Raw genomic sequence first — 20440 nt, forward strand, 5'->3', positions numbered from 1 at the left:
ATGGAGAAGATCCGCCACCAGCTTTTCCTGCCGCGCCCGCTCTCCGACCGGCTCGAGGCCCTCGCCGCCAAGCCTGGCGCCACCAAGTCGGCAATCCTTGTCGATGCGCTGACCGCCTGGCTCAATCGTCGGGGCGCCTCAGAACTTGAGGACCGGTTCTCGATCCGGCTGGACCGGATGACCCGGTCGATCGGCCGGGTGGAAGCCGACACGCATGTGATCCTCGAGACATTGGCGCTGTTCATCCGGTTCGAGCTCGCGATCCAGACGCCACTTGCAGAGAATGACCAGGCCGGGCGCGCGCTGGGAGCGAAGCGTTTCGAGGCCTTCGTCACTCAGGTTGGCCGCCATGTCGCCAGTGGACGACGGACGCTCGGGTCGGAGGACGGACAATGAATCCGCACCAGCCCCCTTCGCTCGCCTCCGACCGGCGGCGTGCCATGCTGCGGACAGCCATGGGCGAGGATATCGCAGCCCTCCTTGCCGATCCTCTGACGCAGGAGATCATGGTCAATCCGGATGGGGCTCTGCGGGTGGACCGGCTTGGCGAGGGACGGGTCGACACTGGCATATCGATCGAACCTTCCCAGGTCGAAAGGATCATCCGGCTCGTCGCCGCCCATGGCCGCGCGGAAATCCACGCCGACCGGCCCATCATCTCTGCCGAGCTCCCGCCCCATGCGGAGGGTCATGCGGGAGAAAGGTTCGAAGGTGTTCTGCCGCCGGTTGCCCCAGCCCCCTGTTTCTCGATCCGGAAACCTGCCGAGCGGCTCTACACGCTCGACGACTATGTCGCCGACGGCCTCATGCCGCCGTCCCTAGCAGACGCGCTGAGGGCCGCGGTAACGCAGCGCCTCAACATTCTCATCGCCGGCGGCACCAGTTCGGGCAAGACGACGCTCGCCAATGCGCTGCTGGCGGAGATGGCCTGGGTCGACGCCCGGGTCATCCTGATCGAGGACACGCGTGAGCTCCAATGCCCGCTGCCCGACACGGTCGCGCTCCGTACCAAGGCTGGCGTTGCATCCATGACCGATCTCGTGCGCTCGACGATGCGCTTACGGCCCGATCGGATCGTCGTTGGCGAGGTCCGCGGCCCCGAGGCCCTCGACATGCTCAAAGCATGGAACACCGGCCATCCCGGCGGGATCGCCACGGTCCACGCCAATGGCGCGCAGGCCGCGCTGACCCGGATTGAGCAACTGGTCCAGGAGGCGGTGGTCACCGTGCCGCGCCAACTCATTGCCGAGGCCATCGACCTCATCGTCTTCATTGCAGGACGTGGCAGCGCCCGGCGCATCGCCAGCATCGCCCGGATGGCCGGGCTCGATCCCGACACCGGCGCCTATCGCCTTTCCAGCCTTCTCAAATCCCAAACCCAAGGAGATGTTTCATGACGGCCCAAACTCGCTTCCTATCTTTGTCGGCTCGCCTCGCTGGCGCGGCGACAGGTCTCGCATTCGCCCTCGCAATCTCCATCCAGGCGCGGGCAGCCGGCTCCGGCATGCCTTGGGAGGAGCCGCTCCAGCAGGTGTTGGAATCGGTACAGGGCCCGGTCGCGAAGATCATCGCGGTGATCGTCATCATCGTCACCGGTCTCAGCCTTGCATTCGGGGAGTCATCCGGCGGCTTCCGGCGGCTGATCCAGATCGTCTTCGGCCTGTCGATCGCCTTTGCTGCCTCGAGCTTTTTCCTCAGCTTCTTCAGCTTTGGTGGCGGAGCGCTGATCGCATGACCGGCAGTGGCCAGCATTTGGAGGGATTTGAGGTGCCGATCCACGGCGCGCTTGGAAGTCCCATCCTCCTGGGCGGCGCACCGCGCATGCTCGCGATCGTCAACGGCACGCTGGCCGCCGCTGTGGGCCTTGGCCTCCAGCAATGGCTCGCCGGGGTGCTGCTCTGGGCCGCTGGTCACAGCCTCGCTGTGCTCGCGGCGCGGCGTGATCCGAGTTTCGCCCCGGTGCTCCTTCGCCATCTTCGTCAGAAAGGGCATCTTTCGTGCTGAACCTTGCCGAATATCGGCGCCGCGCCGACCGTCTTGCCGATCACCTGCCTTGGGCCGCCCTGGTCGCCCCGGGCATTGTCCTCAACAAGGATGGCAGCTTCCAACGCACGCTCGCCTTCCGGGGGCCGGATCTTGAATCGGCAACTGAGGCCGAACTCATCGCGGCCTGCGCCCGCGCCAATAATGTTCTGAAGCGCTTGGGCTCGGGCTGGGCGCTCTACTTTGATGCTGAGCGGCTCGAGAGCCAGGGCTACCCCGACAGCGTCTTTCCTGATCTCGCGAGCGCCCTCGTCGATCGGGAAAGACGCGCCGCGTTCGAGGCTGCCGGCCTGCATTTCGAGAGCCGCTACCACCTGACGCTGCAATGGCTGCCGCCTGCCGACAGCATCGACAGCGCCGGCCGCGCGCTGGTCGAACGACCGGATGCTGACAAGGGACGAGACTGGCGCGGGACGCTCGTGCAGTTCGCGGCGGAGACCGACCGGATTCTCGACCTCCTGTCGGGCTTCATGCCAGAGGTGCGGGCGCTCGACGATACCGAGACGCTGACCTACCTCCATGGCTGCATCTCCGAGAGAGTGCATCCGGTCAGCGTCCCCGAGACCCCGGTCTATCTCGATGCATTGCTGGTCGACACGCCGCTCGCTGGCGGGCTCGAGCCGCGCCTGGGCCAAAAGCACCTGCGGACCCTGAGCGTGCTTGGCTTCCCCAGCCTCAGCCGCCCGGCAATCCTCGACGCCCTCAACCACCAGGATTTCGGCTATCGCTGGGTCACGCGCTTCATTGCGCTCGACAAGACGCAGGCCACCAAGGCGCTCACCAGCATCCGCCGCCAGTGGTTCAATAAGCGCAAGTCAATTACCGCTCTCCTTCGGGAGGTCCTCTACAACCAGCCGAGCCAGTTGCTCGACAGCGATGCCGACAACAAGGTTTCAGACGCCGATGCCGCGTTACAGGTGCTGGGGCAGGACCATGTCGCCTTCGGCTACCTGACCATGACGATCACGGTAGCCGACGAGGACCGGGCGCGGGTCGAGGAAAAGGTCCGCCGCGTCGAGCGGATCGTCAACGGCCTTGGCTTCACGACGATCCGCGAAGGCACCAATGCCGTGGAGGCATGGCTTTCCTCCCTGCCAGGCCAGGCCTATGCCAATGTTCGCCAGCCGCTCGTCCATACGCTCAATCTCGCGCACCTGATGCCGCTGTCGAGCGTCTGGGCTGGCCCCGCGCGCAACGCCCATCTCGACGGGCCTCCGCTACTGGTCGCCAGGACCGCCGGTTCCACTCCCTTCAGGCTTTCAACCCATGTGGGGGACGTCGGCCATATGCTCGTCGCAGGGCCGACCGGTGCCGGAAAGTCCGTCCTCCTCTCCGCGATCATGCTACAGTTTCGGCGCTACGAGCGGGCACAGGTCTTCATCTTCGACAAGGGCTTTTCCGCCCGTGCGGCAGTGCTCGCGTGCGGTGGAGCGCATCACGAACTGGGCGCCGACAATGGGGAGGCGCTCGCCTTCCAGCCCCTGGCGGGGATTGATGGCGAGGCCGAACGGAGCTGGGCCGCTGAATGGATAGGTGCGCTTCTCGAGCATGAGGGCGCGACGCTGACGCCGGATGCCAAGGACATGGTCTGGTCGGCACTTGGCAGCCTCGCCTCCGCCCCGGTCGAACAACGCACCCTGACGGGCCTGGGGCTGCTGCTCCAGTCCAATGCGCTCAGAACCGCGCTGCAACCCTACACGCTGGACGGGCCCCATGGGCGCCTGCTCGACGCGGCGGAGCAGCGGCTGGCGCTCGGGGACATGGAATGTTTCGAGACCGAGGCTTTGATGGGCCAGCCCAGCGTCATTGCGCCCGTCCTCGCCTATCTTTTCCATCGCCTCGAGGCCCGCTTTGACGGGCGGCCGACCTTGCTCATCCTCGACGAGGCCTGGATCTTCCTCGACCATCCGCTGTTCGCAGCCCGGATCCGCGAATGGCTAAAGGTCCTGCGCAAGAAGAATGTCGCGGTCCTGTTCGCTACCCAGAGCCTTGCTGACATCGCCGGATCGACGATCGCTCCAGCTATCATCGAGAGCTGCCCGCAGCGCATCCTCCTGCCGAACGACCGCGCGATCGAACCGCAATCCCGCGCTATCTATGAGAGCTTTGGCCTCAATGCGCGCCAGATTGAACTCGTCGCGCGCGCCACGCCCAAGCGCCAATATTACCTGCAATCGGCGCGCGGCAACCGCCTGTTCGAACTGGGCCTGGGGCCGATTGCCCTGGCGCTCTGCGCAACGTCCGATCCGTCGACCCAGTCCCGCATCAATGCGCTGATCGAGGCGGGTGGCAGCGAGGACTTCGCCGCGCGCTTCCTCGCTTCGGCCGGGCTCGACTGGGCTGCCGATTTGCTCGGCCATTCCTCCAATCTTCCATCCCCCCTGCAAGGAGACCAATAATGCGCGCTATTACCGCCAAGCACCTCGTCGCGGCTGCTCTAGCCACAGGCGCTGCCACCTCGCTCGCATTTGGCCTCATGGCCCCCTCGACGCCAGCGCATGCCATCACCGTCTTCGACCCCAGCAACTATGCGCAGAATGTCCTGACAGCGGCCCGGACGCTGCAACAGGTCAACCAGCAGATCAGGCAGCTTCAGAACGAGGCGCAGATGCTGGTCAACATGGGCAAGAATCTCTCGCGAATCGATTTTCCGCAACTCGACGCACTCCGAGCGAAACTGGCCGCCATCGATCGCCTGATGGGACAGGCGCAGGGCATCGACTTCCATGTCAGCGAACTCGACGAAAAATTCGCCAAGCTCTTTCCCAGGGACTTTGCCGACGCCCTTCGCACCGACCAGCGTGTACAGGAAGCGCGCAGCCGACTCGATGGCAGCATGGACGGGTTTCGTCATGCGATGACGGTCCAGGCGCAGGTGGTCGAGAATGTCCGCGACGATACGCAGGCGCTCGCCGATATCGTCGCCCGGAGCCAGGGCGCCGAAGGATCGCTGCAAGCGACCCAGGCCACCAACCAGTTGCTGGCGCTCACCGCCAAGCAGCAGTTCCAGCTCCAGCAGATGATGGCCGCCCAGTTCCGGAGCGAAAGCCAGGAACAGGCGCGGCGCGCGACGCAGGCGCTCGAGGCGCGTGCCGCCACCAGGAAGTTCCTCGGCTCCGGATCGGCCTACACGCCGCAATAGCCCCTCTCATGCGGGCGCCAGCCCGATCCGGTCCAAGGCGGCAACGCGGTATCCCTCTCCCGCCTGCCGCCGCCGCGGGGCGTGGTTCTGCTCCCCCAGCCATGCCCCGCGGTCCCTTGCCAAGTGCAGGACGCCCAAGCCCCAGGAAGCCCAAGCCCATGAACGACCTCAATGTCATCGACCGCTTCCTGGCAGCCTTCATCACCTATATCGACAGCGGGTTCGGCCTGCTCGGCCCCGACGTCGGCTTCCTGACCTCCACGCTCATCGGCATCGACATCACGCTCGCCGGCCTGTTCTGGGCCATGGGCGGCGAGGACAATGTCATTGGCCGGTTCGTGCGGAAGATCCTCTACATCGGCGCGTTCGCGTTCATCCTGAACAGCTTCGCGACACTCGCCGACATCATCTTCCGCTCCTTTGCGCAAGCGGGTCTCACCGCGGGCGGCGGAAGCCTCAGCGCCGACGACCTGCTGAAGCCCGGGCGTCTTGCCGGTATCGGCTTCCAGGCGGCGTGGCCGCTGCTCAACCAAGCCAGCGAGATGGTCGGGTTCACGACCTTCTTCGACAATTTCCTCACCATCATGATCCTGCTGCTCGCCTGGGCGCTCGTGATCATCGCCTTCTTCATCCTTGCGGTGCAGATGTTCGTGACGATCCTCGAGTTCAAGCTCACCAGCCTGGCCGGCTTCATCCTCGTGCCGTTCGCGCTGTGGAGCCGCACGAGCTTCCTTGCCGAACGCGTGCTGGGGAATGTCGTTTCCTCAGGGATCAAGGTGATGGTGCTCGCCGTCATCGTGGGCATCGGCTCCAATTTCTTCGCCGAATTCACCGCTGCGCTCCAGGGACAGGAGCCCGACATCGGCCAGGCCATGAGCCTCGTGCTGGCGTCCCTCGCGCTCTTCGGACTCGGCATCTTCGGCCCATCTATCGCCAGCGGCCTCGCCGCCGGCGCCCCCCAGTTGGGTGCCGGAGCTGCGCTTGGCACGGGCGTGGGTGCTGCGGGCGCCGTCATGATCGGCGGCGCCGCTGCCATCGGCGGCGCGCGAGCTCTTGGAGGCGCAACTCTCGGTGCCGTGCGGGCAGGAACATCCATGGGAGCCGCTGCCAGCACCGCCTACAGTCTCGGCCGGGAGACTGCCAATCCGCCGTCGGTGGGTGCGGGTCTCGCCGGCGTCGCACGTGCGGCGGGCAATGCGGCACGAGCTCGGATGTCGGATACGCTGGGCCTGGGCGGAGCAGCAAGCAGCGGTCGCGAGGCAGCCTGGAACGCCATCAATGGCCGCCCACCGTCCCCGGGTGAATCGAGCGCCAGCGAGGCCATGCCTGGCTGGGCCCGCGCGATGCAAAACGAACAGGCGAAACGTCACCACCGCCAGGTCGCCCTTCATGCCCTGCAGCAAGGGGATCGCGGCGGCGCCTCCGCCACCCCCGACATCAAAGAAAGGAATGACTGAGCCATGATATTCAAGCGCAGCGTCCAGCGCTATGGCCGCACCCCGCCGCCCGAAACGCCCTATGCGCGAGCGGGCCAGGTCTGGGACGAGCGGATCGGGTCGGCCCGCGTCCAGGCCCGAAACTGGCGCCTGGTAGCCTTGGCCAGCCTTGCCCTTTCCGCCGGAACATCGACCGGGCTCGTCTGGCAATCGGCGCAAAGTCAGCTCATCCCCTATGTCGTTGAAGTCGATCGGCTGGGCGAAGCGAGGGCGGTCAATGAGGCGGTCACCGACTATCGTCCGACAGACCCGCAGGTGGTATGGCACCTCGCCCGCTTCATCAGCAATGTGCGGGGCAGCTCGCTCGATCCGGTCCTGGTGCGGCGCGGTTGGCTGGAAGCCTATGCATTCACCACCCAGCGCGGCGCACAGTTCCTTGGCGATTATGCCCGCGCCAATGACCCCTTCTCCCGGATCGGCGAGCGGACTGTCTCGGTCCAGGTAACGAGCGTCGTCCGGGCCTCGGACAGGTCCTTCCAGGTCAAGTGGACCGAGACTGTCTTCGAACGGGGCGTGCAGGCTGGGACCAGCCGCTGGACCGCGATCCTGACGATCGTGACCAAGGCGCCCGCCAACGCCGATGTCCTGCGAAAGAACCCGCTCGGCATCTATGTCGATGCGATCAACTGGAGCCGCGAACTCGACAGCGACGCCCGACCTGCCCCCCAGCGACCGCCTACTCGGCCAGGCGAAGCCCTCAGTTCGCCATTTCCGCCAGCGCTGGCCGCATCCAACCTCCAGAACAGCCAGGAGATCCAGCCATGAAGACCCGCACCCTTCTCCTATCCACGATCATTCTTGTCACCTCGCAGGCCGAGGCGCAGACGGGGCCGTCCCCCCTGCGCAGCGTCGCCTCCGCCAACCGCAAGGCGATGGCGCAACCGGTAGTCCAAGGCTTCGTCAATGCGATCCAGGTCTATCCCTATGCTGAGGGCTCGATCTTCCTGGCCTATACAGCGCCAGGGTCAGTGACGGATATTGCGCTGCAGCCAGGAGAGACACTGGTCGCAGTGGCAAGCGGCGACACGACGCGCTGGGTGATCGGCGACACCACTTCTGGAGGGGGAGGCAGTGACGATGGCGCGCCCAAGCGAACGCATATCCTCGTAAAGCCCTTCTCAGCAGGCCTTGCGACCAACCTCGTCATAACGACGAGCCGACGGACCTATCACCTGCGCCTTGCGAGCACGGCCGCGACAGCCATGGCCGGCATAAGCTGGACTTACCCTCAGGATGACCTCATCGCCTTCAAGCGCAAGGAAGAGGCCGCGCGCGCTGCCGAACCGGTCGCCTCCGGGCTCGACATCGCCCAGCTTCATTTCGACTATGCGATTTCCGGCGACCGACCACCGTGGCGACCATTGCGCGCCTTTGACGACGGCCGGCAGACCTATATCGAATTCCCGCCAACGCTGGCCCAGGGCGATGCTCCGCCGCTCTTCGTCCTGGGGGCAGACGGCAAGGCAGAACTCGTCAACTACCGCCTGCGCGATCGCTACTATGTCGTCGATCGGCTGTTTGGCGCAGCGGAGCTAAGATTGGGGCTGAAAAAGCAGGAGATCGTCCGCATCACCCGCATCGAGAGCACAAAGCGCCGGAGGGGCGCATGAGTGTGGCCGACACCCCGATCCAGCCAGTTCCGCCCCAGGCCAAGGTTGATCCGGAGAGTCTCGTCCTGCGGGCGCAACCGATAAAAGCGATCCGTTTCCGCCGCGGTGCCATCATAGGCATCGCGGCATTGGGGTCGGCAAGCCTCATGGGTGTCGCGTGGATGGCTCTTAAGCCCCAGGTCTTCCGGCAAGTGACGCAGGAGAGCGAGCTTTCAAAACCATCGACGAACCCCAGCGACGCATTGGCCGGCCTGCCGGCAGGCTATGGGGATGCTCCGAGCTTGGGACCACCATTGCCGGGTGATCTCGGGCGACCGATTCTGCGCGCCCAGCAACAGCATCTGGACGCCGACGCACCGGGCGGCAATCGACCGGCCGCTGACGCCGCAGAAGCTGAGAGGCAAGCAAGACTGGCGGAACTGAAGGCCGCCCGAGAGTCCGGGATCCTTGTCCAGACAAAGGCTGACGACCATGCCGCCGAGGTGCCGGCGCTGCCGACCATAATGGTTCCGCCGGATCCAACGGCGCCGCAAACCCCACAGGGTCGCAAGGTCGCGTTTACGGAACGTCCCAATACCGGCAGCGACGTGAACACATCCAGGTTGTCACCACCTGCGTCGCCCTTCCTCCTGGCTGCCGGCAGCATCATATCCGGCAGCCTGATCACCGGGCTGAACTCTGACCTACCCGGGCTCGTGACGGCCCAGGTGACGCAGAATGTCTTCGACAGCACAACTGGTCAGATCCTGCTCGTGCCGCAGGGCGCCCGCTTGATCGGGAAATATGACAGCATCGTCGCCTTCGGCCAGCGACGGGCGCTTGTCATCTGGCAGCGTCTCATCCTGCCGGACGGCAGTTCGCTCCGGCTCGACAATTTCCCGGCGACGGACGCGGCGGGCTATGCGGGGTTGGCGGACAAGGTCGACTTCCATAGCTGGTCACTGCTCAAGGGCGTCGCGATCGCAACACTCCTCGGTGTTGGATCGGAGCTGACCATCAATGGTGAAAGCGACCTTGTCGAGGCGATCCGGGAATCAACTCAACAGAATATCTCGCGGGCCGGCGACCAGATCACGTCGCGCAATCTCGACATCCAACCGACGATCATTGTGCGCCCCGGGACACCGGTCCGCCTGCTGGTCAGCCGCGATCTCATCCTCGCGCCATGGCGCGGGTCGACAGGAGAATGAACATGGCAGAGTTGAAATTGGCCAAGCTGCCGGACAGGACACCGGTAAAGCTGGCAATCACCGTTACGCCCGACCTGCTCAATGCGCTGCGCGATTATGCAGCAATCTACGCGCAGACCTATGGGACCGAGGAACCGGTGGCCGATCTCATCCCAGCGATGTTGGCTGCCTTTCTGGAAAGCGACCGCAACTTTATCCGCGCGCGAGAAACAGTGCAGCGAGCCCAATCATGACCGACGCGGCTGACCAGGGCCTTGCTCCCATCACCGTGCGCGTGGCGGCGGCTGTGCGTCTTACCGGTCTCAGTCGGTCCCGCATCTATGAACTGATCCAGGCGGGCGATATCGAGATCGTGAAGGTCGGAAGAGCGACCTTGGTCCGCTATGACAGCCTACAGCGGTTGCTTGGAAGGTGACACGCCGGCTTTGCACGATGCGCTTCTGCCGAGCCTGCGCCGATTTTTGATTGGCCACCTAGAGGACAAGGGCTTGGAAAGAATCCGTTCTGCCCCTGTTGGGAGGTCAGATCTGCTAAGTCGCGATGAAAGCCTCGCGAGCAGCCACTTTTGCCTTCAGATCCGCATTGAAGTTAGAGCGGTGCTCCGAATAATGCGCTTGGCGATGGCAATTGGGACAAACGGCGGCGACAAATCGAGGATCGTCAGGTCCACCATCGCTTAGGCGGCGGATATGATGCGCTTCAAGATATGGGCGCCCCGCGGCTGTCAAAAATGGTGCTGGTTGACTGCAGTTCTCGCAGTGACCTGCAGCACGTGCAAGAACATAGTCCCGCACATCGCGACTGCGGACATACAGACTTGCCGCACTCGCAGCCTGCCGCATTTGCGCCGGCGCAGCCGCCGCAATCGCCCTATTTCGCAGAGTGGCAAGATCGGCTGCAGGTGCTTTCTCAACGGTGAGATCGTCGCCCTCGAGATCAGTTTCACGGAGCGGAACTAAGGTAAACACGATGGCTTCGCGTTCAGTCCCTTTGATGTCAGGCTGAAGCTCAGTATCCCAGCCTGCACACGCAAACAATCCGAGGAAGCGTATTCGTCCACCTTTACCGAGTTGTTCAAAAACGAGAAGGTCTTTACCCGTCACCGAATGATCACGGATAGCCAAATTGCCTGAGAGCCTGATTCATAATTATCCGATGAAATTTCATAGTCTTGCGATGCGACGCGCGAATAGCTGGATGGAAGCTATGAACAGCCACGCAGTTGCCGATGCGATGGTCTGTTCAAAGTCCTTGGCGAGCCGACGGTTGCGGTTCAGCCAAGCCAGTGTTCGCTCGACGACCCAGCGGCGCGGAAGAACCACGAAGCCTTTTGCAACATCGGATCGCTTGACGATCTCGACAGTCCATTTGCCGGTACGCCGGAGCGCTTCCCTGAGCTTGTCGCCAGCATAGCCGCCATCGGCAAAGACATGGCGCAGCCATGGAAAGCGGTGGATGATTTCACACAGGACCAGCGGCGCGCCGTCGCGGTCCTGAATGTCGGCGGTATGGATCACCGCATGAACCAAATGGCCCTCGGTGTCGGTGAGGATGTGGCGCTTGCGCCCCTTGATTTTCTTGCCCGCGTCAAAGCCGCGAGGGCCGCCACTTTCCGTTGTTTTCACGCTCTGACTATCGATCACGCCAGCACTGGGCGAAGCCTCGCGACCCGTCGCTTCACGCGCCATCAACAGCAGGGTATGATTGAGCGAGAGCCACAGTTTGTTATCGCGCCACAGGTAAAACCAGCGCCGAACCGTCGAGACCGGCGGAAAGCAGGGCGGCAGCATTCGCCACGGCAGCCCCCCACGCAGCAGATACAGGATCGCCTCGACGATCCGTCGCAGCGGCCATTTGCGCGGACGGCCTACGTGGGAGGGTGGCGGCAAGAAAGGTTCGAGCACCGACCATTCGGCATCGGTCAAATCGCTTGGCAAAGTCAGTCCCGCGCGGGCATATTGCGCCCGAGTGGTATCGGTCCACATCGTTGATCTCCGGAAGTTTGTTGCAAAACCCCTGAATCAACGACTGCCGCAAGCGTCAAGCTAACCCGCTGATACCACTCAACTTAGTTTCGGATCGGGCTCTGAGGCCATGACCATATTGCCCGTCTGTCCCTGCCCCGTATAGCGAAGCGAGCCGTCAGCTTGAAAGACATCCTGGTATCCGATTGCGCCACCGCCATGCCCTGTGAAGATGAAAATTCCAGGCACATCTTTAGGCGTCACGATACCGCTTTGCCGCTGCCCTCCGAAAGCTTCATGAATATCCACTCGACGGATATAAGTTTGATGAATGATAAATGGCCAATGCATGGGATCAAACATTTCACAAATTTTAAAAATAATTACCACAATTATTTGCAAAATTTGTTCATTTAATTCTCAAAAAACACTTCCATCGTCAATGTATATTCCTTCGCGTGACTGAGCGCGACCTGATAATCCGCATTGAAGGAAAATGTGGGCAGTTTAAGCTTGCTAGCGACTTTCAGATTTCGGCTGGCTTCTGTTGAAAGATTTAGAGTCAGCGTGCGCTTATTTATGGGGTTAGAAGGACTTGATCTTGCTTGAAGCAAAGATCTCATGTTGCTGTCTCCCGCAAGACGATGCTTTGACAACAAAAGCTCGGCGGCCTCTAAGTCAGGGGTACCGCCTTTATATTCATCTTCCAAACTCAGTTGTGAACTGAGACTATCGCTCGCAGCCCTTTTGATACCGAGCTTACTCTTGGTCATCAAACGGCCGCCGTCCGCTGTTATGGTTTGAACGGAATCGCTTGTGACAACATCTACTTGGGTGACGATGACCCTAGTAGCTCCCAATAGCTGACAGAAGTTAGAAAATAGCATATGCTTAGCCAAAGCAAATCGTTCTACAGCTTCGGCAGCGTCAGCGTATTCGTCGGGATCAAAAGGACTCTGGATTAAAATCGAACCTGGAAGACTAAGGCCCGCATCTATAATGTTGCTCAAGGCCTTAGTGGCTTGTTCCCGCTTGACCGGATAGGCTAAGATATGCGTTTGGGGGTCATTCAATATTTGAGTTTCACCGGTCCTAGAGCACTTCTCAATGTCATGCTGGTCAAGTACCGCGATAACACGGCGGCTAGTTGGTTCGGCAGGCATAAGGCTTGTCGACAAGGCTGCTTCCTTAGTGCTCTTGATGGACATCGAATCGTGCTCGATAGGGATTGAAATTGTGGCGGCCTCTAGTAAGTCAGCAGTAGAATTAGAAGTGCGACAATACTGAGCGTCAGCACCACCCATATCGGTATCCCACGATTGGTGGGCTTTTTTTTTAAGTCCCCGAGATTGTCATCAATCGCCTTTAAATGGCACGGTTCAACCGTTCTCTCGATCCGTGCTGCAAATTCTCGGATTGCCCCCACGATTAGAATAGACTGCTCTGCTGGATCATCGTCTCGGCTAAATTCGCCGCAGCATATGATAGAGGCACGCCGGCCAGCATCATCACGTTCTCTGCACGATACTTGTACAAGGAAAGCACGATCAACAACGATCAACTCGGCGCCGTCTGCCCTTAAATGATGACTTCCTCTCCGAGAAATATCAGAGATCAGGTCAGTGATCTGCTGGCGCATCACACCCTCGTCAGGAACAACTTTTGAGTCGCCATATTGATAAAGATCAGGTGAAGTATTATCCAAGGCTTGTGCTTTGAAATATAACGCATCCTTCATGCGATCACCTGGTACAAAATTTCGCCTATAAGGCGTTCACTTCGACTTATATCCTTTAAGCTTCCGGCGACGCATTTTACGTACTTTGAACCTCCGGCAAGGTTTATAATCTTTTGGACATCAGCATCTTTCCAGAATGAATCTGTAAAAACTGTAACTTGCCCTTCTGGAAGCGATGCATAATCGGGGATTAAATCACAATGCGTGGCAACCAAGAAGAAAGCTGGTGGTCGCCTTTTTCTGCTATCCAGCCACTCTCCAATATGCCTGGCTTCACTTCTTATCATTCTAATATACGTTTCGTCCCGCGCGTAAACCTTGCTCGCGTCAATCATGTAACATGCGATATTTGAGTCTTTATACTGCCGTTCCCAATCACTGTGGGATTGCACGTCACCGGGGAGATCGGTGACCGCGTGTACCCGCAGTTCCAGACTTCCAAGGGAAATCTTTTTGCCTTCGAATTTTTCAGGCTTTGCAGTCGCAAAATATTCTTGTGGCAGTTCGCCATTTAATAGGAACGATATCAGTGTCGTCTTTCCCGATGCGCGAGGCCCGAGGACTGCGAGTTTCTTTCCCCTAAAAACTCCCAGTACCCATTGCAGAAAGGCGCCACCTTGCTGCTCCAGGGTGTTGACAAAATTGGACAACATCAAAAATCAGCCCCGTTCTTAATCACATTATTCTCTGCAGCAAACGATGCTATTTTTCCATGAGAAATGTCCTAATTATTTTACGTCGTTCGCATTGAAGCACCACCGTATTCAACGGCATTTGCGGCTCTCTCAGGCCCTGTAATCAAGCCGCCACTATGTTTCGGCCAGCAAACGCTCAGCCCAGGTCATTTCGTGCTTTAGTACTGGCCGTCCTCCAATGTCCGGATATGCCGAAGCCAACGTTCGCCCATGTCTTTCAGAAGGGTGAAGCGCGTTGCCTGTCGGTACGGATTGGTAGGCGGTGATCGTCATAAAGAGAGAGTTTCTTGGCTAGGGCGACAGAAACGGTCGTTTATTGAAAAGCCGTTCCCGTCCTCTCCCCCAAGTGGCACCGATGCAGTGACGGTGGGTAAGCGCAAGGTTACGCAGTTTTGTCCCGAAAGACTGAGTTGCGAGCACGGGCATCACTGACATTTTGGCTGAGCAGAACTTCGTGCCGCCGCTACAGCAATGTCAGACTTATCTCTATGATTGACAAGTATTTTACTTTTTCTTTTTAACGCCCAGGACACCCCACCAATCCGACCCGTGATTGAGAGCGTAAAGACTTGGCCGCGTCGTGTCGATCGAACGACCGGAATTGTCACAATTGGAGGCAAGCTGGGGATAATAGATGTTTTGCGGCGTTGAGACTGGAAAAGACTGCTTATGTTCGAGGATTGTTACCTGAAAATCGGCAGCGGTCCGATCAAAGGCTGCCTACCGCTGAGCGCCGGACTAATCTCTAGTCTGTATGCGCTACCCCATCACAATGAGACAGATCTTACCGAATTGCTGCTGGCCGACGGGAATGTCTGGCCCTGGACCGACAGTCTCCGGGTCGCGCCGCGCGAAACCGCTCGGGTCGTTGGCGCAAGCTTGCGCGCGGTTATGCTCGAGGTGCCGGGCCTTGAACCGGCGAACATCGATGTCACGGCTCTAGCCGAGGGCAGCCGTGCTCGCTTGCATCTTGACGCGATGCTGCGCCTGTGGCGCACGAACAGCGCAGTTATGCCAGCAGATATTGCCAGTTTGCGCGACTTCCTCGGCTGTAATGCCGACGATGCACTGCAAGCGGTACGGCTGATCGCTCCAACCAGCTCCATCTCGCGCACCCGGCTGGAACAGACCATCCTGGACAAATTGGCACAGCATCACGGTATCGCTGACGCAGATGATCCCGATTTCGCGCGCCTTGTTAGCGCGCGTCGCGAGGCCGCCGCTCCCGCCGATAGGCTGGTCGGGCATATCCAACGGGGTCTGCTTGCCCGAACTGCACAGGCCATGCCACTTGACGACAGCTTCAGCGTTCTTTCGGTGCGCGACAGTCTTGGTGAATGCGAAGCGGCAGTGGCGATCATCCAGCGCTGGCTGCGGGAAACACCCGAAATTTCGCCTGCGGAAATCGCGGTGATCGTTCCCGACGGCAGTCAGCATGCGGCGCAGCTCGCAGGGGTGGCTCAAAGCGCCGGGCTGCTTTTGAGCGGGCTTCCCGCCAGCGCCTCTGCGCGTAACATCGGGGCGGAGACGATCTATCTTTTCGTGCAGTGCATGAACGCACCGGCGCCAGCAATGGCACGGGCCTCGCTGCTTGCATCGCCGATCATGCCATGGCCACGCAACCTTGGCGCGAGCATGGCACGGAGGGTGATGCAGGGGCGCGGAGCCATAACTTCTGGCGTCGATCTCGGCGTGGACGGGCGCGATCTTGTTCAACTTTTGACCGGGGGCGGCGCCAAAACCAACAAGCAGTTTTCAGCGCGCCTGCGCGTCTTGCGCAAGCTGCTGGGCCCCTCCCGGCCAGATATCGAACGCGACATGGCCGAAGCCAAGAGACTCATTACGCTTCTGCTGCGCACGTTAGCAACAAGGAACGAGGAGGACACGCCTGACTGGGGCGCACTTCATGCAACGGCCGGGACCTACCGTCTTGAGCGGGAAAGCCGTGGCGCTTTCTATTCCTGCGGAGTTAGCGTGCTGCATTCGGGGGAGACGCCGAGGCGCCGATTCGAGAAACTGGTCGTACTGGGCTACAACGAAGGAAACTATCCCGTGGCGGCGCCGCGCAATGCCGTCTTCTTGGATAGTGAGTTGGACGAAATCGAGCGGGCGTGCGGGCTTGCGCTGCCAACTCGCCGGCGTATGCTTGAGGACGGACTGGGTCGTTTTGTCCGCCAACTGTCTGCAGCGAGCGACGAAATCGTGCTTCTGTGTGCGGAACGCGACGGTTACGGTAAGGCACTGTTTCCAGCCTCCAGCCTTGCGCTCCTTGCCCGGCTCGTCGCCGAGGTGAAGGATCCCGAGGATCTCGTCACGTCGCTCGGCCGCGCCGGCACCTCGGTATGGGACCGGTTGCTCGACTGGCGTGTTCCGCCCGAGTTCGAGCCGCAGGTGCGCCCGCAGCCGCCGGTTCACTACGACCTTGGCCGCAACCTGCTGCACTTGAGGCTAGACGAAGAAGGCAGACCTCGCCCGCAAAGCCCGAGCAGGCTTGAAAAGCTGCTGGTCAGTCCGCTTGCATGGATCCTTGAGGAGCTGGACGCTGCTCATGTTCCTTGGGTGCCAGAAGCGCTAGATGTAAAACTGCGCGGCACTCTTACGCACGGCGTCTTTGAACGCTTGTTCAAGGCGGGGGAGACGGTATGCAACCCCGCCTCTATTGCGTCACGAGTGCCAGAATTGCTCGACGAATGCATCGCTATCGATGCACCCTTCATGACTGGCCCGGCCTGGACGATGGAACGCGATGCGATGATCGGCGACACCATTCGGGCCGCAGAGGGCTGGGCGGCAATCCTCAAGGAACTGGACGCCGAAGTGGTAGCCAATGAATTCTGGCTGGAGGGCGAAGTGCTGGGGCATCCTGTGCATGGCAAGGCCGACACCCTGCTTCGGCTTGGCGACGGGCAACCGGTGATCGTCGATCACAAGAAGAGCGGTTCGGGTAAGCGACGTCAGCGCATGGAGGCCGGTTGCGATCTGCAGGTCGAGCTTTACCGCCGGATGAAGGTAAAGAACGGCAAGTCCGGCAGCGAGACCCCAGGACCCGAGCATGCGGTGTTGGACGCGGCAAGAGGCAGAGCAGGCGTTGCCTACAATATGATGAACGATTCCGGAGTGCTGGTGAACGGCGTCGCCGGGATTACAGCGCCTGGCCTGGAGACGTTCGACGATGACATTTCCAGGCGCGCGATGGTCGAACTGGAGCGGCGGTTCGATGCGTTGCGCCGCGGCCATCTCGAAACCAATTGGAGCGAAGACGAGAAGCATTTCGTCAGGGAGACGTCGCTCGGCACATATGCTTTCGACGACAGTCCGTTGATCCGGGCCTTCCTTCGCCCAGATCCAATGCCTTCCGCCTTCGCACCGGAGAATGACGATGACTGAGATTGCGATCGTTCCCGCCGGCGCAGGCGCCGGCAAGACCCACCATATCAAGACGACTTTAGGCGGTTGGGTTAAAAACGGGGTGGTTGCGCCGCGGCGGATCCTCGCCGTCACCTTTACGGAAGCCGCTGCCAGCGAACTGCGCCAGCGCATTCGTGCAGAACTGCTCGCGGAGGGCAATATCGAGGCCGCGCTCGAGGTCGAGCAGGCCTATGTCACTACCATTCACGCGCTGGGTCAGCGGCTTCTGGGCGAACATGCGCTGGCACACGGCGCTTCGCCGCGTCTGCGACTCATCGAGGAGGGCGAGCAAGACCTGCTGCTGCGTCGTTCGATCGAGGCCGTTTCCGAGATCGGGACGATTTCGCGCAACCTTGCCGCGCACGGCTATTCTTACGACTACAATTCGGGCGCCAGCGCCGAGCATGTATTTCGCAGACGCTTTCTGCGCCTTGTCGAACAGCTTCGTACGCTTGGCGCACGCGGCACCGACCCTAGTCTTGCAGCGAGCGCCGCGCAGTGGGTCGGCGATGCCTATGGACCTGTCAGCGGGCGGAACGAGGATACCGCCGAACGCCTTCTCCGTTCGATCGATGCACTTTTGGAGAGATTTCCGCGGGCGATCGCTGACAGCGTGACGACCAAAACCGCACGGAAAGATCTGCGTGATAATTTCAAAGATCTGCTCGCCACACAGCGGGCCTTGAAGCAGGGTAGGCATGACTGGCGGGCCTGGCAGAAGCTACGCAATCTTTGGGTTTCCACCACCCGCACCAAGGCGCCCGAGGGCTACGACGAACTGGCGACGGCCGTAATTGAGGCCGCTGAAGCCTTGCCATTCCTACCGGGACCACGTGACGATGCCATGTCGCATGCCGAAGGACTTGTGCGAGCCGCCCAGCGGGTCATGGCCGACTATGGACGTGCCAAGGCAGAAATCGGCGTAATCGATTACGGCGATATGGTCGCGAATGCAGCCAAGATGCTCGCTGAACGCAATGAGGTGACAGAGGCCGTTCTCGCCGAGATCGATTGCGTGATCATCGATGAGTTCCAGGACACGAGCCCGATCCAGTTCGCGTTCTTGTGGCAGCTTGCCCGCCGCGCACCGCGTACTCTGATTGTAGGTGACAACAAGCAGGCCATCATGGGTTTCCAAGGTGCAGACCCACGCCTTGCGGAGGCGCTTTCGTTGCAGCATCCCCACGCACCACTGGAGCGCAACTGGCGTTCCACGGCACCGATCATGGAGTTTGTGAACGGGTTGGGCCAGTACCTTTTCGGCGAGCGCTACAGTTCGCTTGCCCCGACTCGGACAGGTGGCGACGGGACCGCCCTGGAAGTGATTGAGCAGATGGTCTCGGGCAGGGAAAGAGGCACGAAGCAAAATCCCAATCCGGCAAAGCCCTCCCATAACGTGGCTGAGCGCATCGCGGACATCCTCGACAAGAACGAGATGATCATCGAGGATCGGCACACAGGGGTTCGGCGGCCTCTTGCGCCGCGCGATATCGCAGTGCTGTGCCAGACTTCCAGGCAGTGCGCGGACTATGCCGAGAAGCTGCGCGTCCTCGGCCTGCCCGTACGCCTCGCCGAGAACGGCTGGTGGAAAAGTCCGGTGGTGCAATGCGCCGTCTTTGCCCTTAGCCTCGTGGCCGATCCGGCCGATGCCCACGCCGCGCTTTGTTTCGCGAGCCTTGGCCCGGAGAGGCTGGATCTTGGAACGGGGCTCACCGCGCTAACGGCGGGAACTGCGATTCCGGCAACCGGGCTGGAGCAACTCAAGGCGCTACACGATAAGGCCAGGGGCCTTCCGGCCGATGCCGTGGTAGCCCAGGTTATTGCCGTTGCGGGTCTGCGCGAATGGTGCGAGATGCTGCCGGACCCCTTGCAAATGCGCGCTGACCTTGCCCGGTTCGAGGCGGAAGCTGCGGCATTTGCCTGCGCGGAGCCAGCCCCGCGCGAAGCCGCCGGCTTTTACGGCAATGGCATCCCTGTATTCCTGGGCTGGCTCGAGGCGCGCGCGACGAGTCAGGATGACAGTCGCCCGCATGCTAGCGGCACTGAAACCGATGGCATCGAGGTTGTTACCTGGCATTCCTCGAAGGGGCGGGAATGGCCACTAGTCATCGTAGCGACGATGGCGCACGATCGTAATCCCCGAGCCCATGAATTTCGTATTGAAATTCCTGATTTCGATGATTTTGATGCGATTCTTGCCAAGGCGGACCTTTCCTATTCGGCAGATTACGCGGCTGAGGAAGCGCTGGAGCGCGCGCTGGCCCAACGCAGCGAAGAAGCGCGAGAGGATTGCCGCAGGCTTTTGTACGTCGCGCTGACCCGAGCACGCGACCGGCTCGTGATCGAATGGCCCAAGCCGCCGAAGGAATGGAAAGAGGGTAATATCAGCCCGGCACAGATGCTTGTCGAGGAATGTGGCTTCGCGATCGGCAACGGCTGCATCACGCTTGGCAGCACGAACTTCCCCGCGCGCCTGACGGTAGGCAGCGACGAAATCGCTGCTGCTTTCGATGGCGGCTTTGTTGCACCTGCGCCTATCGCTCGTGCCGCGCGCCATGCGGTTGTGCAGGGCGTGATGCCCCTGGCGGAAGCAATAGTTGCCCCCTCGTCTGCCCTCTCGACGCACCTGCCTTTGCCGACAAAGCTTTTAACCTCTCGCCTTGCCCCCGGCATCGAGTTGGCCAATGCCGATCTCGTTCTTGCCACCGACAAGGGCACGGCCTTGCATGAAGGCTTGCGTATCTGTCTCCAGAGGCCCGAGCTTTTCGGAAAGGTAGCCGCACATTGCCAGGTGAGCGCGAGCGAAGCTTCAGCGATGGCCGCCCAAGCCGATGCTCTCCGCAGCAACCTTGCCGCACGCGGATTTGCAACGCTCTATGTCGAACAGCCGCTTGACGTCGCACTCGCCGACGGCACAACTCAGTGCGTGATCCTTGACCTTCTAGCGCAAGGCCGGGACGGCTTCATGATCGTCGATCACAAGAGCGGGCCTGTCCCCGATCATGAAGCACGCTACGCGACGTACTGGCCGCAACTCGCCGCATATGCAGGAGCGGTTGAAAGTATGGGAGCGGGCAAGGTGACACACGCTGGTGTGTTCTGGACCCATACTGGCGAATTGACGATTGGAGCGCTTTGAGGTGCGCGGAGACAA

Annotated in this window: 20 protein-coding genes; 14 read left to right on the plus strand and 6 right to left on the minus strand. The window is 61.0% G+C overall.

Annotated elements, in window-relative coordinates; translation table 11 throughout:
* The 12 genes from SKA58_RS13910 (at window position 1) to SKA58_RS13965 (ending at window position 9896) form a co-directional block, all read left to right on the plus strand.
* A complete protein-coding gene (locus SKA58_RS13910; RefSeq protein WP_009823091.1) occupies window positions 1–396 on the plus strand; it encodes a hypothetical protein in 396 nt (131 codons plus the stop codon).
* A complete protein-coding gene (gene trbB, locus SKA58_RS13915) occupies window positions 393–1397 on the plus strand; it encodes a P-type conjugative transfer ATPase TrbB (protein ID WP_009823092.1) in 1005 nt (334 codons plus the stop codon). Before SKA58_RS13910 ends, trbB begins: the two co-directional genes overlap by 4 nt.
* Window positions 1394–1735 (plus strand): TrbC/VirB2 family protein, encoded by a 342-nt coding sequence (locus SKA58_RS13920; protein ID WP_009823093.1) that lies wholly within the window; start codon window positions 1394–1396, stop codon window positions 1733–1735. The genes trbB and SKA58_RS13920 overlap by 4 nt, the downstream gene beginning before the upstream one ends.
* Entirely contained in the window at window positions 1732–2004 is a 273-nt protein-coding gene (locus SKA58_RS13925; protein ID WP_009823094.1) for a VirB3 family type IV secretion system protein, read from the plus strand. Before SKA58_RS13920 ends, SKA58_RS13925 begins: the two co-directional genes overlap by 4 nt.
* On the plus strand, window positions 1998–4442 hold the full coding sequence (gene trbE / locus SKA58_RS13930) for a conjugal transfer protein TrbE (protein WP_009823095.1): 2445 nt from the start codon (window positions 1998–2000) through the stop codon (window positions 4440–4442). Before SKA58_RS13925 ends, trbE begins: the two co-directional genes overlap by 7 nt.
* Window positions 4442–5185 (plus strand): P-type conjugative transfer protein TrbJ, encoded by a 744-nt coding sequence (trbJ, locus tag SKA58_RS13935; protein WP_009823096.1) that lies wholly within the window; start codon window positions 4442–4444, stop codon window positions 5183–5185. The genes trbE and trbJ overlap by 1 nt, the downstream gene beginning before the upstream one ends.
* Window positions 5186–5343: 158 nt before the next feature.
* The gene (trbL, locus tag SKA58_RS13940) at window positions 5344–6642 is read left to right on the plus strand and encodes a P-type conjugative transfer protein TrbL (protein ID WP_009823097.1); all 1299 of its coding nucleotides are present in this window, start codon (window positions 5344–5346) and stop codon (window positions 6640–6642) included.
* A 3-nt stretch (window positions 6643–6645) separates the two neighbouring features.
* The gene (gene trbF / locus SKA58_RS13945; RefSeq protein WP_009823098.1) at window positions 6646–7446 is read left to right on the plus strand and encodes a conjugal transfer protein TrbF; all 801 of its coding nucleotides are present in this window, start codon (window positions 6646–6648) and stop codon (window positions 7444–7446) included.
* Window positions 7443–8291, plus strand: a complete 849-nt coding sequence (trbG, locus tag SKA58_RS13950; protein WP_009823099.1) for a P-type conjugative transfer protein TrbG — start codon at window positions 7443–7445, stop codon at window positions 8289–8291. The genes trbF and trbG overlap by 4 nt, the downstream gene beginning before the upstream one ends.
* Window positions 8288–9481, plus strand: coding sequence for a TrbI/VirB10 family protein (locus tag SKA58_RS13955; RefSeq protein WP_009823100.1), 1194 nt, complete (start codon window positions 8288–8290; stop codon window positions 9479–9481). Before trbG ends, SKA58_RS13955 begins: the two co-directional genes overlap by 4 nt.
* Window positions 9482–9483: 2 nt before the next feature.
* Complete coding sequence (locus tag SKA58_RS13960; RefSeq protein WP_037543651.1) at window positions 9484–9714, plus strand: DUF2274 domain-containing protein; 231 nt, start codon at window positions 9484–9486, stop codon at window positions 9712–9714.
* Window positions 9711–9896, plus strand: coding sequence for a helix-turn-helix domain-containing protein (locus SKA58_RS13965; RefSeq protein WP_009823102.1), 186 nt, complete (start codon window positions 9711–9713; stop codon window positions 9894–9896). Before SKA58_RS13960 ends, SKA58_RS13965 begins: the two co-directional genes overlap by 4 nt.
* Window positions 9897–10011: 115 nt before the next feature.
* Here SKA58_RS13965 and SKA58_RS19535 read toward each other — a convergent pair whose 3' ends face one another.
* The 6 genes from SKA58_RS19535 to SKA58_RS19920 form a co-directional block, all read right to left on the minus strand.
* The gene (locus tag SKA58_RS19535; RefSeq protein ID WP_156784209.1) at window positions 10012–10605 is read right to left on the minus strand and encodes an HNH endonuclease; all 594 of its coding nucleotides are present in this window, start codon (window positions 10603–10605) and stop codon (window positions 10012–10014) included.
* A 39-nt stretch (window positions 10606–10644) separates the two neighbouring features.
* Window positions 10645–11466 carry an IS5 family transposase gene (locus SKA58_RS13975; protein ID WP_009823103.1) on the minus strand — a complete coding sequence of 274 codons (822 nt, stop codon included), beginning with the start codon at window positions 11464–11466 and terminating at the stop codon, window positions 10645–10647.
* Between the two features lie 78 nt (window positions 11467–11544).
* On the minus strand, window positions 11545–11835 hold the full coding sequence (locus SKA58_RS19910) for a hypothetical protein (RefSeq protein WP_232209432.1): 291 nt from the start codon (window positions 11833–11835) through the stop codon (window positions 11545–11547).
* A gap of 23 nt (window positions 11836–11858) precedes the next feature.
* A complete protein-coding gene (locus SKA58_RS13985; protein WP_009823105.1) occupies window positions 11859–12653 on the minus strand; it encodes a hypothetical protein in 795 nt (264 codons plus the stop codon).
* A gap of 38 nt (window positions 12654–12691) precedes the next feature.
* Window positions 12692–13183, minus strand: a complete 492-nt coding sequence (locus SKA58_RS19915; protein ID WP_156784211.1) for a hypothetical protein — start codon at window positions 13181–13183, stop codon at window positions 12692–12694.
* A complete protein-coding gene (locus SKA58_RS19920; protein WP_156784212.1) occupies window positions 13180–13836 on the minus strand; it encodes a GTPase domain-containing protein in 657 nt (218 codons plus the stop codon). Before SKA58_RS19920 ends, SKA58_RS19915 begins: the two co-directional genes overlap by 4 nt.
* A 711-nt stretch (window positions 13837–14547) precedes the next feature.
* Here SKA58_RS19920 and SKA58_RS13990 point away from each other — a divergent pair.
* Together SKA58_RS13990 and SKA58_RS13995 are read left to right on the plus strand one after the other, a co-directional pair.
* Window positions 14548–17265 (plus strand): PD-(D/E)XK nuclease family protein, encoded by a 2718-nt coding sequence (locus SKA58_RS13990; RefSeq protein ID WP_009823109.1) that lies wholly within the window; start codon window positions 14548–14550, stop codon window positions 17263–17265.
* Window positions 17258–20425 (plus strand): UvrD-helicase domain-containing protein, encoded by a 3168-nt coding sequence (locus SKA58_RS13995; protein ID WP_037543652.1) that lies wholly within the window; start codon window positions 17258–17260, stop codon window positions 20423–20425. Before SKA58_RS13990 ends, SKA58_RS13995 begins: the two co-directional genes overlap by 8 nt.
* Window positions 20426–20440 lie beyond the last annotated feature (15 nt).

The organism is Sphingomonas sp. SKA58 (genome assembly GCF_000153545.1).
GTDB lineage: Bacteria > Pseudomonadota > Alphaproteobacteria > Sphingomonadales > Sphingomonadaceae > Sphingobium > Sphingobium soli.

Excerpts from the sequence above, each read along its gene's own strand:
- trbB (WP_009823092.1), top strand. The coding sequence starts at position 393 with ATGAATCCGCACCAGCCCCCTTCGCTCGCCTCCGACCGGCGGCGTGCC.
- SKA58_RS13990 (WP_009823109.1), top strand. The coding sequence starts at position 14,548 with ATGTTCGAGGATTGTTACCTGAAAATCGGCAGCGGTCCGATCAAAGGC.
- SKA58_RS19920 (WP_156784212.1), bottom strand. The coding sequence starts at position 13,836 with ATGTTGTCCAATTTTGTCAACACCCTGGAGCAGCAAGGTGGCGCCTTT.
- trbG (WP_009823099.1), top strand. The coding sequence starts at position 7,443 with ATGAAGACCCGCACCCTTCTCCTATCCACGATCATTCTTGTCACCTCG.
- SKA58_RS13925 (WP_009823094.1), top strand. The coding sequence starts at position 1,732 with ATGACCGGCAGTGGCCAGCATTTGGAGGGATTTGAGGTGCCGATCCAC.
- SKA58_RS19915 (WP_156784211.1), bottom strand. The coding sequence starts at position 13,183 with ATGAAGGATGCGTTATATTTCAAAGCACAAGCCTTGGATAATACTTCA.
- SKA58_RS13960 (WP_037543651.1), top strand. The coding sequence starts at position 9,484 with ATGGCAGAGTTGAAATTGGCCAAGCTGCCGGACAGGACACCGGTAAAG.
- trbF (WP_009823098.1), top strand. The coding sequence starts at position 6,646 with ATGATATTCAAGCGCAGCGTCCAGCGCTATGGCCGCACCCCGCCGCCC.
- trbJ (WP_009823096.1), top strand. The coding sequence starts at position 4,442 with ATGCGCGCTATTACCGCCAAGCACCTCGTCGCGGCTGCTCTAGCCACA.
- SKA58_RS13975 (WP_009823103.1), bottom strand. The coding sequence starts at position 11,466 with ATGTGGACCGATACCACTCGGGCGCAATATGCCCGCGCGGGACTGACT.
- SKA58_RS13995 (WP_037543652.1), top strand. The coding sequence starts at position 17,258 with ATGACTGAGATTGCGATCGTTCCCGCCGGCGCAGGCGCCGGCAAGACC.
- trbL (WP_009823097.1), top strand. The coding sequence starts at position 5,344 with ATGAACGACCTCAATGTCATCGACCGCTTCCTGGCAGCCTTCATCACC.
- SKA58_RS13955 (WP_009823100.1), top strand. The coding sequence starts at position 8,288 with ATGAGTGTGGCCGACACCCCGATCCAGCCAGTTCCGCCCCAGGCCAAG.
- SKA58_RS13985 (WP_009823105.1), bottom strand. The coding sequence starts at position 12,653 with ATGTCCATCAAGAGCACTAAGGAAGCAGCCTTGTCGACAAGCCTTATG.
- SKA58_RS13965 (WP_009823102.1), top strand. The coding sequence starts at position 9,711 with ATGACCGACGCGGCTGACCAGGGCCTTGCTCCCATCACCGTGCGCGTG.
- SKA58_RS13920 (WP_009823093.1), top strand. The coding sequence starts at position 1,394 with ATGACGGCCCAAACTCGCTTCCTATCTTTGTCGGCTCGCCTCGCTGGC.
- SKA58_RS13910 (WP_009823091.1), top strand. The coding sequence starts at position 1 with ATGGAGAAGATCCGCCACCAGCTTTTCCTGCCGCGCCCGCTCTCCGAC.